Below are 17,241 nucleotides of genomic sequence, written 5' to 3'. Positions count from 1 at the left end.
TAAATTACTGCATCTCAGAATAAAATTTTCTGCTAAACTAGCTATAAGGGTGAGCCTCCGAAAAAGCATGTTTGGCAGATAACAGTCAGTTTAAGTTGCCCATAATTGTACAGCCTGCGTTTAAAACATATTTTGCCTGTATTCCTCAGACATTATTTATAATTTAGATGCTGGAAACCTGAAAGAGCTATGCGTTTAACCAAGAAGCCTGTACTTTGCAACTACTATGTTACCTACCGCTGTAATGCAAAGTGCTCATTCTGCGATATTTGGGAAAAGCCCTCGCCTTACATTACACTAGAAGATGTGCGGCAAAACCTGCTGGATATGAAGCGGCTGGGCGTACAGGTAATCGATTTTACAGGTGGTGAGCCCTTGTTGCATCGGCAGATTGATGAGATGCTGGGCATGGCACACGATATGGGTTTTATTACTACCCTTACAACAAATGGCATGCTTTACCCCAAGCTGGCACAACGGCTTAAAGGAAAAGTGGATATGCTGCATTTTTCCTTGGATTCTGTTCATAAAGAGACGCATGATACAGGCAGAGGTGTGGCTTGCTACGACTTTGTAATGCAATCTATCGAAGTAGCAAAAAGTTTAGGAGAACGACCGGATATTCTTTTTACCGTTTTTAAACATAACCTGAACGAACTGGAAGAGGTTTACGAGAAGATTATCCTGCCAAACAAGCTGCTGCTGATCCTGAACCCTGCTTTTGAGTATAATGATATTGATGCCGGTGAGCGACTAACAGAGCAAGAGTTGGATTTTCTGACGGCTTTTGGCAAGCGCAGGCAGGTATACCTGAATGATGGCTTTGTGCAGTTGCGCCGCGATGGCGGCAACCATATAGATAAACCTGTGTGTAAAGCGGCAAGCACTACACTTGTGATATCCCCGGAAAATGAACTGGTGGTTCCGTGTTATCACCTGGGCGAGAAAAGCTTCCCGATAAACGGTAATTTGTTTGAGCTGTATACTTCTAAAGAGGTAGAGGCCTTAAAAGCACTGGAAGGCAGACTGCCAGGTTGCGAAGGCTGTACCATTAACTGCTACATGCAACCAAGCTTTGCCGTTGAAGTAAACAAGTATTTCTGGGAAGCGCTGCCAAGTACGTTAAAGTATAATCTTTACAAAGGAACCTGGAAGCGTTTACTGCCTTTTTAGCGCATCATTTCTAATCATCATTTATAAATAAAAGTACAAATGCCTGTTATTCTTCCTGTAAAAGGTATAAGCCCGGAGTTCGGTAACAATTGCTTTGTTGCCGAAAATGCTACAATTGTTGGAGATGTTGTTTTAGGAGATGATTGTTCGGTCTGGTTTAATGCTGTTATCCGGGGTGATGTAAACAGCATCCGAATTGGCAACAGATCTAATATTCAGGATGGTGCCGTTATCCATTGTACTTACCAGAAGGCTGCTACTACTATTGGTAACAATGTATCTGTTGGCCATAATGCCATTGTGCATGGTTGTACAATAGAAGACAATGTGTTGGTGGGCATGGGCTCTATTGTTATGGATAATGCCCTGGTGCAAAAGAACACCATTGTGGCAGCCGGAGCTATTGTGTTGGAAAATACTGTTTGCGAATCGGGCTGGATATATGCAGGTATACCCGCCAAAAAAGTAAAGCAGCTTAGCCAGGAGCAAATAGATGGTCTGGATAAAGTAGCCGGTAATTATGTGATGTATGGCAGCTGGTTTACAGACTCGCAGTAGGAAATTACCTTTCGGTAACCTCTTCCTGGTATTCCTCTTTTACTTTAAATAACACCCATTCTACACGGCGGTCTGTTTTTTCGGTTACCCGCACATCGTATTCATTAAAGCTGGCAATCTCGTTCAGGTTTTCCGGTATTTGTCCGTAAATCATGGTAATAAGTCCGCCTACGGTTTCGTAATCTTCGCCTTCCGGCAGCGGGTAGGGTAGGTAATCGTTTGCGTCTGAGATAGCAGCGGCTCCGTTTACTTTATACTCAAAATCATTCACCAGTTCTACAATCGGCACCTCTTCATCATACTCATCCTGGATCTCACCCACCAGTTCCTCAATAATATCCTCAATTGTTACAATACCGGATACACCGCCAAACTCATCGGTTACAATGGCAATATGCATGTGGCGGCGCTGGAATTGCTGTAGCAGCCGGTTGATCTTTTTCGTTTCAGGAACAAAGTAAGCCTGGCGCATGAGCTTGGAGATAATAATTGGTTCACCTAAGCGCATCAAGCTAAGCAGGTCTTTGACATAAAGCACCCCAACAATGTTGTCTACGGTACCGTCATACACAGGCAGGCGCGAGTAACCTTCTGTATGGATTACCTGCATCAGGTCTTCTTCTTTAATGTTCACGTCTATGGCTACCATACGGGTGCGCGGCACCAGTATCTGCTTTACCATGCGTTCGTTAAACTGAAATACGTTCTCAATCAGCTCCTGCTGCGACTCTATAATCTGGCCGCTCTCAGCACTTTGTTCAAAAAGCAGGCGGAGTTCTTCGGCCGTGTGTACCTCAACACCATGCATAGGGCGTATACCCATTCCTCTGAGCACCAAGTTTGCCAGGCCGTTCAGCAACCATATAAAAGGAATAAATAATACATAGAAGAAGCGAAGCGGAAGGGCTACTGCCAATGTCGTAGACTCGGATCGTTGTATCGCGATAGATTTAGGTGCCAGTTCTCCGAATACAATGTGCAGCACTGTAATCAGGGCAAAAGAAAATGGTAACGCAATCTGGTGAGCAAGTGCGTCGCTTCCCTGAAAGCCGAAAGCATGCATGATGTTGATGATGATCTGTGCAACCACACTTTCACCGATCCAGCCCAAACCAAGCGATGCCAGCGTGATACCTAGTTGTGTGGCAGATAAGTATGCATCCAGATGGCCCAGCATGTGCTGGGCAAGTTTAGCCATCGAATGGCCGGCCTGGGCCCGGAGTTCTATCTGTGACGATCGTACTTTTACAATGGCAAACTCAGCGGCCACGAAAAAGCCGTTCAGGAGAACCAGGACTATGGTCACAATAATATTTAGAATCATAGCAAGTGGGGCTGTGCAAAATACGTTTATAGATAAATATACATATAAAAGCACAATGGCTGCAAATGCAGATGCGACAGCCCGTTTAGTTTGCTACAAAGTACGTATACCGTAGCTGAAAAGACAAAAGGATATAGAATATTTAATTTATTACCAGCCTTAGTAGCTGCTATTACTTTCCTTTTCAGCAGAGTCAAACAGTTCTCTTACATTTTCTGCCGATAATCTGCTCAGGAATATTTTTTTAGCCTCTGCTTCTGATATCAGTTTAAAGGTATGTGCATTAGGATAGGTGTCCTGTAAAGGATTACAGAATGTATAGATATACTCGTTGGCATATGTTCTGTAAATGATGTGAAAGTTATGGTGCTCGTCCCGAATCAGCTTAATCGCTTTAAATGTATTCTCGAACTCTCTACCACATTCTGTTACAAGGGTTGCAGTTTGATACTGGTTGTTTTGTAAATTTAGATTCATACAGTAGTTGTACCTTCATTGCTTCTGAGTTTTTGCAATACATTTACAGCCCGAATTAAATTCCTGATTTACAGGTGCGTAGTATGTTAATTAGCGAATGAATAAATTTAATATGTAGAGTAGCATAATTTTAATGCTAATACACTAAGTAATTAGGGATATTAAATTTATTATTTGCTTAAATAACTGTTAATCAGCTTTTTATCTGGTGTTGCTTAGCCTTTGTTATTTGGATGTAAACCAGGTGCTTCATTTATTTCTTTATGCTGAAACACCATTTATACTTGCTAGCTGTTATAATGTGGGAAACAAGGTGCCAGGTAACAGTGGGCAAAGCTTTGTACCTGGAGGCGAACCAGGAAATATGTGTTTATAGAGGCTTTGCTTATTTTAGGCTTGCTGCAGGAGGTGTTTGTCTGATATGGAAAGCAGGCAACACGTTACTGTATTCTTTCAGTTTAATTTCTTTATTTTTGTACTTCCTTCTAAAGGTAATTTCACTGTCTTATGTTGATTAACAACAGGTGCAGAATTTTATATACGAATCAACCAACATGAATAGAACATTCCTTTTAAAGCCGTTTGTATTTACTTTTTTACTGATGGCTATATCGCTGTTCACACAGGCTCAGATTCTGAAGCCAGCAGTCTGGAGCTATGCAGTTTCTGATAAACAGGTTAAAGTAGGCGAAGAAGTAGAGTTGATCTTTAATGTGCGCATCGATAAAAACTGGTATTTGTACTCCACCGATTTTGATCCTGATCTGGGGCCGATGGTAACAGAATTTAAATTTACCAAACACCCGTCTTACGAGCTGGTGGGTAAGGTAAAGCCTGTAAATCCAAAGAAAAAATACGATGAGCTATGGGACGGTGAATATACTTATTTTGTAGGTACAGCGCAGTTTCGGCAGAAAATTAAGGTGCTCCAGCCAAACCTGCTGGTAAAAGGAACTTACGAATACCAGGTATGTACTGATGTAGACGGAAAATGTATTCCGTTTGACGACAGCTTTACTTTTGATAACAGCCAGATACAGGTAGCAGCAGCTGCTCCGGTTGCAACGCCTGCTCAACCTGAGCAAAAACCGGAGGCGGCTCCGCAAAAAACACAAGAACCATCCGGGGCACAAACGCCAGGTATTGGTACAGAATCAGTGCCTGCCGACGAGGCCGCTGCGGTAGCAGACAATGATTTGGCAACTACTGAAGCAGCTACGCAAGACACCACAACATTAGCGGCTTCTTCCGGAAATGGTGCCGGTGCAGCTTCAGAAGCACCTGTTTTGCCAGTAACAGGTACAGACAATAGTTCTGAAAGCCTTTTCGGTTTTTTTTTGGTCGCTTTTATCTTTGGCTTGGGAGCACTGTTAACGCCATGTGTCTTCCCGATGATTCCCATGACGGTGAGCTTCTTTACAGGGGGCAGTGCTAACAGAGCACAGGGAATTTTTAAAGCCTTTCTTTATGGCATTTCCATTATTGCCATTTATACATTAGTGGGTACGGTCGTGGCAAAACTTTTTGGTGCCGACGGAGCGAACTTTATTAGTACACACTGGCTGCCTAACCTTATCTTTTTCTCTGTATTCATTATTTTTGCCATGTCGTTCTTCGGGTTGTTCGAAATCACACTCCCGAGCTCTTTCCTGACAAAAGTGGATGCACAGGCAGACCGCGGAGGTTTTTTAGGTTTGTTTTTTATGGCATTTACGCTGGTGCTGGTTTCTTTCTCCTGCACCGGGCCAATAGTAGGTAGTATATTGGTAGCATCGGCAGGAGGGGAAACCTTACGACCTGTAGTAGGCATGTTTGGCTTCTCTTTAGCCTTTGCCTTACCCTTTACTGTATTTGCAATTTTCCCTTCCTGGTTAAGTACCTTGCCCAAGTCGGGTGGCTGGTTAAATTCCGTAAAGGTAGTGCTGGGCTTTATAGAGTTAGCACTTGCACTTAAGTTTTTAAGCGTGGCCGACCAGGTGTACCATTGGGGAATTTTAGATCGTGATGTTTACCTGGCTCTCTGGATTGTGATTTTTACGCTGATGGGTTTTTACCTGCTGGGCAAGCTGAAGTTCTCTCACGATTCTGATCTTCCTTACCTGAGCGTGTCTCGCTTGTTTCTGGCCATTGCTACCTTTGCTTTTGTTGTTTACCTGATTCCAGGCTTGTTTGGCGCACCGCTCAAGGCACTGGCAGGTTACCTGCCACCGCAAAGCACACACGACTTCGACCTGAATGCCATTGTTCGGCAGAATGGAGGAGGAGCAGGCACACCTGTAACTGATCAGCTTTGTGAGCAGCCAAAGTACGCCGATTTCCTGGAGCTGCCGCACGGCCTGCAAGGCTATTTTGACCTGGAGCAGGCAAAGCGTTGTGCTGCAGAACAGGGAAAGCCCATCTTTATCGACTTTACCGGACACGGTTGTGTAAACTGCCGCGAAATGGAAGCTCGTGTCTGGTCTGATCCGCAGGTGCTGCAGCGCTTACAGGAAAACTTTGTCGTGGTGGCCTTGTATGTGGATGATAAAACAGAGCTGGCCCAAAGTGAATGGTATACCAGCAGCTACGACGGAAAGGAAAAGACAACGCTTGGGAAAAAATACGCCGACTACCAGATCACCAAATTTAACGTAAATGCGCAGCCATATTATGTGCTGATGGATGAGAACGAGAATGTACTGGTAAACCCGATTGCGTACGACCTTCATGTAGCCAACTTTGTAAACTTCCTAGATGCTGGTGTGGCAGCTTACAAAGCAAGAGAAGCGGTAACTGCAACCCGTTAGGAGCCTTTTGTTGTGTAGTAAATGTCGTGTGTTCAGCTAAAGGTTTAGACCATAGTTTGGTTGCTCTGAAACGGGAGCTAATTATAGCCGCTGAATCAAAAAAGCACCCTGCCAGTTTTAGCAGGGTGCTTTTTGTTATAATGGAACAGATCTAATTAGTATATGAGAACTAATTATTTCGCTTCGTTGTAACGACGCGTTACTTCTTCCCAGTTTACAACATTCCAGAATGCGCTGATGTAGTCAGGGCGACGGTTCTGGTAGTTCAGGTAGTAAGCGTGCTCCCAAACGTCCAGGCCAAGAATTGGTGTACCACTGCAACCTTCTGAAAAAGGCATAATTGTTACATCTTGGTTTGGAGTAGAGCATACTTCCAGTTTACCGTCTTTTACACACAGCCATGCCCAGCCAGAACCAAAACGGGTAGCAGCGGCTGCATTAAATTTTTCTTTAAACTGGTCGAAAGAACCAAAAGCGGAATTGATAGCCTCTGCTAGTTCGCCAGATGGCTGACCACCACCGTTTGGCGAAAGGATAGTCCAGAACAGGTTATGGTTGTAGTAACCACCACCGTTGTTGCGAACTGCTTTGTTATCAGCCGGAATGCTGGTTAAAATTTCTTCAATAGACTTACCTTCTAAGTCAGTGCCCTGGATGGCATTGTTCAGGTTGGTAGTGTAAGCCTGGTGGTGTTTTGTATGGTGGATTTCCATGGTGCGCGCATCGATGTGCGGCTCCAGAGCGTCGTAAGCGTAAGGTAGTTTCGGAAGTTCGAAAGCCATAGTTTTATAGATTTATATGTTAAAAATACTTGTACATACAATTATTTAATAATGTACGTCTTCGTTCAAAGTTAGTTAATTTCTTTTATTAGCAAAGAACGATGCCATAAGTTCCGCGCACTCCTGGGCTTTCACGCCGCTAACCATTTCGGTTTTAGGGTGTAGCAAATTTCCTATCCGCCTGTAGCCGCGCTTGGGTTCCGGTGCTCCGAACACCACTCTCTTCAGCTGTGCCCAATAACTGGCTCCTGCGCACATCACACAAGGCTCCACCGTCACAAATAGGGTGCAGTCGTGGAGGTACTTGTTGCCGAGGTATTCGGAAGCAGCTGTAAAGGCCAGCATTTCGGCATGAGCAGTTACATCGTTCAGCTTTTCGGTCTGGTTATAAGCCTTTGCAATAATTCGGTTTTTGCATACTATAACGGCCCCTATCGGAATCTCTCCCTCCTCAAAAGCATACTGCGCCTGCCGGTATGCCTCCTCCATAAAGTAATCGTCGTTGTAAAGTGATAAAAAGTCGTCCACGGTCCTTAAGTTTATTTTCTGGTTTACTGTAGTTCTGGTAAAGATCTTTTATAGCAGCACTGCTTCAGTTTACCCGAAATTATAAAAAAAAGCCCCTCCGGAAAAGGAGAGGCTTGAGAAAGTGTAGCTTCAAGAACTAACAGGAGACTTACATCTTAACCGAATTCATGATGTCTCGGGTAGTTTCCTGCCAGTCGCTTTTCAGCATGAAAGGAACGTGCATGGTAAAGATATATAGCTGATCTCCTTTTATAGTATACTGTACGATGCTATACTTCTGTACAGGAGCCAGGTTAGTGTTTCCGCGTTCATCAGCAACAGAAGAGACAAACTCAAATATTATAAACTCATTGCCTTTTACCTGTGTGATCTCCTGGCGAATGAAATCTACTTTGGTGAAACGCTCCATGATAGAGGCCTTGTAGAATTCTCGTAGCATGCCCAGGTCCTCCGGGCGGAAGCGGGACGGTTTCTGGGTAACGCTGAAATCGATTTGCCCATTCGGACTGGAGTATACAGCCAAAGGCCGGGTTGTAGCAGGGTACCGTCGTGCAATGCCATCGTCGGGCATAGGCGTAAAATCGCTGGGCAGCATGACACTGATTTCTTTGGTAATGTTTATTCTCTTAAGCTTGGTGTTGGCAAAGGCAGCGCCAGCTATTAGTATAATAACCAGAAAGGCTAAATATCGCATGTTCATATATTTCAGGAGTGCAAAAATATTAATTCTTAACTATACTTTAATCTACTAAAAGTCGCTTCTGCAATTATTTTGCCAAAAGCCTCAGCGTCTGTTGCCTAAAGCGTTTTGTTCCGGAATATCTTCTTTCAGAGAATCTCGTTAATAAAGTATAGCCCAATGGGGTTATAGGTATAACAGCATCATTCTTATTAATAGTTTAGAAATATGTTAGATAATATTATAAATGGGGTAAAAGGGCAGCTTTCAGGTGAACTGCAGCAAAAGTTTAATATTAATCCTGATCAGGCAAACCGTTCTGTAGATATGGCAAAGGATAACCTGAGCCACGGATTAAAGAAGGAGGCAACAGGAGGCGATTTCGGAGGCATTATGGATTTGCTGAAAGGGAAGAAAGCACCGGCTGAATCTTCGGCTGTAAACGGTATGACAAATAAATATATCAGCGATCTTACTTCAAAGCTAGGTATTCCGAGCCAGGTGGCAAATCAGATTGGCCCCTTTGTCATGACGTTCCTGATGAACAAGGTAACCGGTAAGGTGCAGTCTGATGGAATGGGACAAACTGATATCATGGGCATGTTAGGCGGTGGCTTAGCCGATAAACTGCCCAAAGGTATAGCCGATAAACTGGGAGGTTTCTTTAAATAGCAGATACAGTTAACAGAGTTATAATAAAGAAGCCGCCTCTAGCAGAGGCGGCTTCTTTGTTTCTTATTTGGTAGGTTATGTTGCGGACCAGGCATCTAACTTACATCTCACCTTAAAAAAGAATGCCTGGTATTATCGGGGCATTAGCTTGCCGACAATGTTTTTGTATTATCTTCCGGGTTGCGGTCAATAAGTTTGTTTTGTGGGTCTATACCTGCTTTGGCTGGCTGCTCATCTACAATAAATTCAAACTTGTTTTCGCCTGATTTTACTTTATGCTTTTTCAGGTAAAGCGGCTTGTCCTGCCAATGGCCGCCTATCTTCTTGCGGGCTATAACGCCTACATCTACCCAGTCATGCAAAGGTGCTGCTGTTTCGGTGCCAAGGCTGTCGGCATAAAACTTTTTCGCATCAACGGTTAGCGTTACTTTGTACTTCCCGTTGTCGAGCTTGGTATACTTGGCATCTGTGGTTTTATTCTCATACAAGGTAATGTTCTCAAACATATCGGTTACCAGGTACTGCAGCGAGTCAGGGGTAGCCTGGCGGATGTACTGCATAAACTCAACAGAATTGGTATAGGGCGCTTCCTGGAAAGCTACCTTGCGGATGTATTGTTGCAGCGCATTATTTAGCTTATCCTCCCCGATATAATCAGCCAGAGCATACATTACCAGGCTGCCTTTGCGGTAGTGGATGTAGCCCTGGTTCTCTACCTTGTAAAGCGGCATCTCTTTTTTTGTTTCGGAGGTGCGGCCAAGCAGGTAGGTGTTTAGCTCGTAGCGCAGGAATTTGTTCATTTTCTCCTCGCCATATTGTTGCTTCATCACCATCAGGGCGCTATACTGGCTCATGGTTTCCGACATAAGTACCGAACCCTGCACATCTCCGCCGATTACCTGGTGTGCCCACCACTGGTGTGCTACTTCGTGCGCGGTTATATAGAATGGATAATCAATATCCTCGGGATTCTTTTCGTCTACATTAGCAATAAAGCCAATCGACTCCGAGTAAGGAATGGTATTCGGGAAAGACTGCGCGAACGATTGATAACCCGGGAACTCCAGGATGCGCACCTGCCTGTGCTGGTAAGGGCTGAAGTTGGCAGTGAAGTAATCCAGAGACTTCTTCACCCCATTGATCATACGGTCGAGGTTATACTCGTGGCCTTTGTGGTAATATATTTCGATGGCTACTTCTTTACCGTCTTTACCTGTCCATTTAGCCTTCTTTACCTGGTAATCCGCAGAAAGAAAAGAATAGAAGTTCAGGATTGGAGCATCCATTTTATAGTGAAAATAATGGCGGTCGCCTTCTATCCAATCGCGCTGCAGGTAACCGGGAGCTATAGCCGTTTGCCCTTTCTTAGTGCTTACTACGGCTTCAAAATTAATCCAGTCGGCTTCACTGCTGATATAGGTATTGCGGCGGGCTAGTGAGTCGTTTACATCGGCCATGCGCTCTTTCGGAGACAGACCGTGTTCTTTGCGCACATTATCTTCCGATAGTTCAAAGGCTGACTGGTAACCGATTTTAGGCAGGTACTGGCTGTTGATAAAGGTGCCATTATATACAATACTGGTATTAGAGCCACTGTTTCGGAACCCTTTGGTCTCGAAGTTCAGGTCCATGTCGAGGCGCATAGAATCTCCGGGCTGCATGGGCTGCGCCAGTTTGTAAATGTAGTACTGATTGTCTTTGTCGTTGAGTACGAGTTCGGCCTTCTGGCTAAACTCCAGTTTACGCACATTGGCTTCATCGGCCAGCATCAGGTGCAGGGAGTCAATCGGTTGGCTGTGCTTGTTCTTGATCCAGAAGTACCCTTTAAAAGAAAAAGCACGCTCATCCGGGAAAATAGCTACATTCAGGTTTACATCTGTAATACGAGGCTGCGCAATGCCGTCATACTTCTTGTACTTCTTCTCAAAATCTGCCTGGCGTTCTTCCTGCTCGTCGGAAGTACGGTAAGTATTCAGGATGTTGGTGTTGTAGAAGATAAAGCCACCTGTAACCATAAATACAGCCAGTGCGGCTCCCGTAACAAACAGAGTAGACCTGGTAAGTTGCAGGCTGGCCAGCTTAAACCGCCACTTCAGCATCGATTCTGAACCCCGCACCCATAATAAATTGGCTACAATGGCAAGTAACAAAGCAAAGGCAGCCCAATAAACTTTAAAAACAGTAAATGGCCACACAAAATGCCCATAGCCATTCATGGCAGAGTAAGTGATGCCTGGTGTTGAGTTAAAAGAATACAGGTTGTGCTCCCAGCCCAGCTGCCCTTTAAAGATGTTGAGCAGGTAGTACACCACCATTACAAAGTGGCCCAGGTATTTGTTGTTTACCAGCACCTGCACCAGCATAGCCAATGCGCAAAGGCCGATGTAATCTACCAGCTTAATGCCAAACAAGCCTTTTACATATACATCGAGTTCATAATTGTAATAACCTTTAAAGGTTTGTATGATAATGCCGCAGAACATGATCACGGCTAACAGCACCACCTGAACCAGCACTAGGGCCGTAAGTTTAGACGCAAAAGGCACCCAGTTCGGAATAGGAAGGGCGTCATAAATCTGGTTGATGCGGTTGTCCCGCTCGCGCCACACCAATTCACCTGCATAAAAAGTAATAATGATCAGGAAAAAGAGGGCAAACGTGCCATTGAGTACCTGCACTACCTGCGATGTTACAGGAAAGAAATTAGTGTCGTACATCTTGCCGATCTGGGAGCCTGTCACGAACAGGAACATAACGCCTGCCAGGGTGATGGCAATAAAATAAACACTTTTCACCACACCCTTAAATTCCAGCTTCGAGAGCTTAAAGTACTGGCTCAGGCTCAGGTTAAAAGAGAAGTACTGGTTTACTTTCGGCAGTTGCAGGCGGTCAGTAGGAACAAAAGCACCTACAGCTTCGGCACTGGATTTTCGGCGAAACAGTTTAACGCCCTGGTTGGCAAAGGAGAAACTGAAGCGGAAATAGCAGAAAGCCAGTAGCGCCAGCCCTATTCCCACCCAAAGGGCCCGGTTCAGGAGAATATAGTCACTGAAAGGCAGCATCAGGGTATTGCGTTCTGCCGTTGTCCAGTAGCGCTGGGTAAAATAGACGGCTGAAGCACCCATGGGATCTAAAATGTTAGCCCACATTTCATTATCCAGATCACCGGTTAAAGCACTGGAAACGCCATACAGCACCAGGAACAGCACGCCGCCTACATAAATAGAGAGGGCACTACGGGTAAGGGTGGCAAAGGTAAAGAAGATGGCGCCAGTCAGCAGCAGGTTCGGGATAACAATGGTCAGGTAAGGCTGGATATACCACATTAGGTTAAACGGACCCAGCTTCTCAGGCTCCATCCAGGGCATGATGGAGGCAAACATAGCGCCGGCCGCTACACCTAAAAACACAAAGAGAGTAACCAGAAAGGAGCCTGTAAAACGGCCAAAGATATAGCCCGCTTTTGTAATAAGCGAGGTATAGTACAGCGAGTGGGTTTTATGCTCAAAGTCCCTGAAAATAGGTGTACCCATCATAGAACAGGTAATCAGTACGCCAAACCAGCTGAGCAAGGTAATGATCCAGTTGATCTGGTATGGAGAGTTGGCAAATACTTTTCCTCCGCTGGCATCGCCTATTATTACACCTCCTCCAAAAGCGCCACCCAATGCTATCATGGCCAGGAAAGCCATCAGGAAGAGCAGCATAAAGTATATGTAAGTAGCAGGGCGCTTCATCCTGTACTTTAATTCAAAAAGAAATATCTCTGAGAACATGGGTTAATTCAATTAGAAATTAAGAATTAAAAATTAGGAATGGGGGCTGTTTCTAATTGGCAACCAGTTCTTGCTTATGACTCTCTGCCTGGTCACGCAGTGCTGCTTCTTGAATTTTACTGAAGTATACATCTTCCAGGTCGGCTGCTACTGGTTCAAACTCAGGGCCTGGCTGTACATCGCTGACCACGTGGATAATGGTTTTACCGGCAAACAGGCGCGAAGAGATTACCTGGTGGTGTAGCTGATGCTCAACCAGTTCTGACTTATGGATAAACTTGCGCCAGATACGGCCATTCAATTCGTTGATCACCTGCAGCGGATCACCGGTTAAAAGTACCTCCCCCTTGTTAATGATGGCAAAGTTGCGGCAAAGGTCGGTTACGTCTTCCACGATGTGGGTAGACAGGATAACGATGATGTTTTCACCAATCTCGCTGAGCAGGTTGTGGAAACGGTTACGCTCTGCCGGATCCAGGCCGGCTGTTGGCTCATCCACAATAATAATCTGCGGGTTTCCCAGCAAGGCCTGCGCAATACCAAAGCGTTGTTTCATACCGCCGGAGTAGCCGCCCAGGTTTTTCTTGCGCACTTCGTAGAGGTTCGTCTGCTGCAACAGCGCCTTTACAATTTCCTTACGCTCTTTAGAATTGCTGATGCCTTTCAGAACTGCAAAGTGGTCGAGCATTTCTTCTGCCGAAACTTTAGGGTATACTCCGAACTCCTGCGGCAGATAGCCCAAAACCTTGCGCATTTCTTCTTTGTTGCGCATCACATCCAGGTTGCCGAGCATAATGCTGCCTGTGTCTGCTTCCTGAAGTGTGGCAATGGTTCGCATCAGGGATGATTTTCCGGCTCCGTTAGGACCAAGTAAGCCAAACATCCCTTTTGGGATAGTCAGGGTAATGTCTTTTAGAGCCTTGGTGCCGTTTGAGTAGGTTTTAGATAGGTTCTGAATGACTAAATCCATAAGTGAGATCGGTTAGGTAAGATGTATAAAGTAATTTAAGTAAGGTATATCTTACTCATATTCAAAATATACTATACCAACCCCTCACATTTATCGACAAATCTTGCAGAGCAGAATATAAGCAGATGGAGCCAGAGGAGTATAGTTCCCGGTGAAGCTTAAATCTGAAACTATTAAACTGTTCTATAACAGGTGTGGCGTTTCATTTTTAGTATTTTAAACTAAATTTGCAGCCACTAACAGCTACTATACCTGATGCCGGAAAACATACAAGCCTTGGTTTTAAAGTTCCTGAAGTTTGGCTTGGTAGGTTTTTCGGGGCTTGTGATTGATTTCGGCGTAACGTTTCTGGTAAAGGAGAAGCTGAAGTGGAACAAGTATGTTGCCAACAGTATGGGCTTTATACTTGCCAGTGTCAACAACTATACCCTCAACCGCATCTGGACCTTTAACAGCCTGGACCCGGAAATTGGCTGGCAGTTTTCGAAGTTTATGCTGGTGGCGGTTATCGGCCTGTTTTTTAACAACCTGATTGTATATCTGCTCACGGAGCGTGTCAGATTTAACTTTTACCTTTCAAAATTCTTCGCTATTGTGATTGTGTTCCTTTGGAACTTCCTGATAAACTACCTCTATACGTTTAATTAGAACCACCCTTACTCCCAGAAGTAAATTTTACTTTGCTGGTAATTCATCGAAATCTTTCTGGCACTGAAGAAGGGATAGCCTAAAAGCCCATCGATGCTGAGGCCGTAACCCTGGTTCATGTGCGAGATATCGGAGAACACGTAATGCATGTTGCTGTAGTTATGCCCGTTAACGAAGGTGGAGTTAACGTAGGCTTCCTGTACCGATACCTGTCCCTGGTTTGCACCCGATACACGGCCTGTTTTGCTTTTACGATAGTCTTTAGGGCTTAGCTTGTTTTGGCTCCTGAGATCGATCAGGTTAGCCTCCGCGCCTGTGTCTAACCCAAAGTATAAGGTCTGTGTGCCGATTTTTGCTGCTACTACAGGTATGTGTGCCTGTAGGGTAAAGTCCATTTCAGCTTTCGGTTTTACGGCTTTATGAAAATCTGTGGCATCAGGCTTAAAAAGCGTCAGCAGCTTGTTTTTGTAGTCGAGCAGTACCTCGTAATCCTTTAAGGTGCTGTAGCCGATCAGGCCGTCTATAGGGCGGTTGGTTATCTTTTCGAGGTGAGACAGATCCAGGGTAATCGCCTCTACCTGCTGCTGGTGCAGGGTTCCGAATTCAAAGTCCGGCACCTCTACCCGTTGGAGTTGCAGAGCTCCTGAAATACCTTTTCCCTCCAGCGTGTCAATAGCTTTGGCTGCCAGCCGGGGGTGCAGCACCAGGATAGGAGCACCCGAGTCCAGTATAAAGTTGGCAGGCTTTCCGTTTACCTTCACTTTTACAAACACCAGTCCGCCTTTCAATTCAAAAGGAACTTCTATTTTAGCAGGTACAGGCGGTGTTACTTTCGGTCTGGAAGTAAGGGGCGAGGTATAAATGGTGACAGCTAGCAGTAAGCTGATAAAAGGTAATAGCATGTATAGTTGCGTTTTCATAGGTTGTTTCACGCACCTGCAAAAGCAAGAAGTGCACTATAGAAACACGTCTTGTTGGTTATTTAGTTTAGTATGATGTAAAACAGATCATCTACGTGTTGTTTTTAGGTACATGCTACCGAAACTATTATTACTTTTGCAACAGTAAACTACTTTTAATACTATGCTCCGAACACATACTTGTGGCGAATTAAGAATTGATAATGCAGGCGAAGAGGTTGTACTAACAGGATGGGTACAGCGCCTGCGCGATAAAGGCGGCATGCTCTGGATAGACCTGCGCGACCGCTATGGCATTACACAGCTTTCTTTTGAAGAGGGTAATACGGCTCCTGAACTGTTAGAGCAAGCTCGTAACCTAGGCCGTGAGTATGTGATAAAAGCCGAGGGAAAAGTAGTAGAGCGGTACTCTAAAAACGATAAGATCCCAACAGGTGCTATTGAGCTGCGGGTAACAAAACTGGAGGTGCTGAACCCTGCCAAACTGCCGCCATTCCTCATTGAGGATGAGACCGACGGAGGCGATGACCTGCGCATGAAGTACCGTTACCTGGATTTGCGCCGCACGCCTGTGCGTAAAAACCTGGAGCTTCGCCACCGCATGATGCGCGAAACCCGAAATTACCTCGATAGCCTGAACTTTATAGAGGTAGAAACGCCTGTGCTTATTAAATCTACGCCAGAAGGCGCCCGCGATTTTGTGGTGCCTAGCCGTATGAACGAAGGCGAATTCTATGCGCTGCCGCAGTCGCCGCAAACATTTAAGCAGCTGTTAATGGTATCGGGCTTCGACCGCTATTTCCAGATTGTAAAATGCTTCCGCGACGAAGACCTGCGTGCTGACCGCCAGCCGGAGTTTACCCAGATCGACTGCGAGATGTCTTTTATTACGCAGGAAGATATTTTAAATACATTTGAAGGCTTTATCCGCCACCTGTTCCAGCAGGTAAAAGGTGTTACCATAGACACATTGCCTCGCATGACCTATGCCGATGCTATGCGGCTCTATGGCTCCGATAAGCCGGATACCCGTTTTGGGATGCAGTTTGTAGAGCTGAACGATATAGTTAAAAACAAAGGCTTTAAAGTATTTGATGATGCCGAACTGGTAGTGGGCATCAATGCCAAAGGTAGTGCCGGTTATACCCGCAAGCAACTCGACGAACTGACCGATTTTGTGAAACGTCCGCAGATAGGTGCCACAGGGTTGGTGTATGCGCGTGTGCAGGACGATGGCAGCATTAAATCATCCGTAGATAAATTTTACTCACCGGAAGACCTGCAAGCCTGGGGAGCTGCTTTTGAGGCAGAACCAGGAGATTTACTGTTGGTATTAGCCGGAGGTAAAGACAAAACACGCAAGGCCCTGAACGAGCTTCGCCTGGAGATGGGAGAGAGGCTGGGTCTGCGCGATAAAAACGTATTTTCACCGCTTTGGGTCGTAGACTTTCCGCTGCTGGAGTGGGATGAGGAAATGGAGCGCTACCACGCGATGCACCACCCGTTCACGTCGCCTAAGCCTGAAGATCTGCACATGATCGAAACGGCTCCGGGTGAGATTCGTGCCAATGCGTATGATATGGTAATCAACGGGGTAGAAGTAGGTGGCGGTTCTATCCGTATCTATGACCGTGGGGTGCAGGAGCAAATGTTCAGTCTGCTTGGCTTTACCAAAGAAGAGGCAGTGGCACAGTTTGGCTTCCTGATGAATGCCTTTGAGTACGGAGCGCCTCCGCATGGTGGTATCGCCTTTGGTTTTGACAGGCTTTGTTCTTTGTTCGGTGGTGCCGACTCTATCCGCGACTTTATTGCTTTCCCGAAAAACAATTCCGGGCGCGATGTAATGATAGATGCGCCTTCTCCGATTGCTGATGCGCAACTCAAAGAGCTGCATATAAAGCTGAATGAAGTTGCTGCAAAGTAAATCTTCGGAAACCATAAAACAGAA

14 protein-coding genes are annotated in these 17,241 nt (G+C 45.3%); 6 read left to right on the top strand and 8 right to left on the bottom strand.

The genetic code is table 11. From position 1 onward, the window contains the following. Positions 1–189: 189 nt before the first annotated feature. Positions 190–1,173 carry a radical SAM protein gene (locus C1N53_RS14845; protein ID WP_137760055.1) on the top strand — a complete coding sequence of 328 codons (984 nt, stop codon included), beginning with the start codon at positions 190–192 and terminating at the stop codon, positions 1,171–1,173. 39 nt (positions 1,174–1,212) lie between these two features. After that, positions 1,213–1,731: a gamma carbonic anhydrase family protein gene (locus C1N53_RS14840; RefSeq protein WP_137760054.1), complete on the top strand. Its 519-nt coding sequence runs from the start codon at positions 1,213–1,215 to the stop codon at positions 1,729–1,731. A gap of 4 nt (positions 1,732–1,735) precedes the next feature. Here the strand turns inward: C1N53_RS14840 and C1N53_RS14835 are convergent, their stop codons facing one another. After that, positions 1,736–3,055 (bottom strand): hemolysin family protein, encoded by a 1,320-nt coding sequence (locus C1N53_RS14835; protein ID WP_137760053.1) that lies wholly within the window; start codon positions 3,053–3,055, stop codon positions 1,736–1,738. A gap of 159 nt (positions 3,056–3,214) precedes the next feature. After that, complete coding sequence (locus C1N53_RS14830) at positions 3,215–3,532, bottom strand: hypothetical protein (RefSeq protein ID WP_137760052.1); 318 nt, start codon at positions 3,530–3,532, stop codon at positions 3,215–3,217. A gap of 554 nt (positions 3,533–4,086) precedes the next feature. On the opposite strand from C1N53_RS14830, the gene C1N53_RS14825 reads away from it, so the two are divergent. Beyond that, on the top strand, positions 4,087–6,318 hold the full coding sequence (locus C1N53_RS14825) for a protein-disulfide reductase DsbD (RefSeq protein WP_137760051.1): 2,232 nt from the start codon (positions 4,087–4,089) through the stop codon (positions 6,316–6,318). Between the two features lie 173 nt (positions 6,319–6,491). Here the strand turns inward: C1N53_RS14825 and C1N53_RS14820 are convergent, their stop codons facing one another. The 3 genes from C1N53_RS14820 to C1N53_RS14810 all read right to left on the bottom strand — a co-directional run bounded on the left by C1N53_RS14820 (position 6,492) and on the right by C1N53_RS14810 (position 8,322). After that, on the bottom strand, positions 6,492–7,100 hold the full coding sequence (locus tag C1N53_RS14820; RefSeq protein WP_137760050.1) for a superoxide dismutase: 609 nt from the start codon (positions 7,098–7,100) through the stop codon (positions 6,492–6,494). 75 nt (positions 7,101–7,175) lie between these two features. Beyond that, positions 7,176–7,628: a nucleoside deaminase gene (locus C1N53_RS14815; RefSeq protein ID WP_256377477.1), complete on the bottom strand. Its 453-nt coding sequence runs from the start codon at positions 7,626–7,628 to the stop codon at positions 7,176–7,178. A 148-nt stretch (positions 7,629–7,776) separates the two neighbouring features. Beyond that, positions 7,777–8,322: a hypothetical protein gene (locus C1N53_RS14810; RefSeq protein WP_240773232.1), complete on the bottom strand. Its 546-nt coding sequence runs from the start codon at positions 8,320–8,322 to the stop codon at positions 7,777–7,779. Positions 8,323–8,535: 213 nt separating this feature from the next. On the opposite strand from C1N53_RS14810, the gene C1N53_RS14805 reads away from it, so the two are divergent. After that, positions 8,536–8,979 carry a DUF937 domain-containing protein gene (locus tag C1N53_RS14805; RefSeq protein ID WP_137760048.1) on the top strand — a complete coding sequence of 148 codons (444 nt, stop codon included), beginning with the start codon at positions 8,536–8,538 and terminating at the stop codon, positions 8,977–8,979. 143 nt (positions 8,980–9,122) lie between these two features. Here C1N53_RS14805 and C1N53_RS14800 read toward each other — a convergent pair whose 3' ends face one another. Next, positions 9,123–12,755, bottom strand: coding sequence for a M1 family aminopeptidase (locus tag C1N53_RS14800; RefSeq protein WP_137760047.1), 3,633 nt, complete (start codon positions 12,753–12,755; stop codon positions 9,123–9,125). A 52-nt stretch (positions 12,756–12,807) separates the two neighbouring features. Continuing rightward, positions 12,808–13,725 carry an ABC transporter ATP-binding protein gene (locus C1N53_RS14795; protein WP_137760046.1) on the bottom strand — a complete coding sequence of 306 codons (918 nt, stop codon included), beginning with the start codon at positions 13,723–13,725 and terminating at the stop codon, positions 12,808–12,810. 255 nt (positions 13,726–13,980) lie between these two features. Here C1N53_RS14795 and C1N53_RS14790 point away from each other — a divergent pair, with 255 nt between their 5' ends. Beyond that, positions 13,981–14,373, top strand: coding sequence for a GtrA family protein (locus C1N53_RS14790; RefSeq protein ID WP_206077579.1), 393 nt, complete (start codon positions 13,981–13,983; stop codon positions 14,371–14,373). A gap of 8 nt (positions 14,374–14,381) precedes the next feature. Here C1N53_RS14790 and C1N53_RS14785 read toward each other — a convergent pair whose 3' ends face one another. Then, entirely contained in the window at positions 14,382–15,293 is a 912-nt protein-coding gene (locus C1N53_RS14785) for a retroviral-like aspartic protease family protein (protein ID WP_137760045.1), read from the bottom strand. 163 nt (positions 15,294–15,456) lie between these two features. Between C1N53_RS14785 and aspS the strand changes: the two genes are divergently transcribed. Next, on the top strand, positions 15,457–17,217 hold the full coding sequence (gene aspS, locus C1N53_RS14780; RefSeq protein WP_137760044.1) for an aspartate--tRNA ligase: 1,761 nt from the start codon (positions 15,457–15,459) through the stop codon (positions 17,215–17,217). Positions 17,218–17,241: the final 24 nt, after the last annotated feature.

It is taken from the genome of Pontibacter sp. SGAir0037, assembly GCF_005491705.1.
GTDB lineage: Bacteria > Bacteroidota > Bacteroidia > Cytophagales > Hymenobacteraceae > Pontibacter.
Note: the sequence above shows the minus strand (reverse complement) of the source record. Positions and strands in the feature narration are given on the sequence as shown.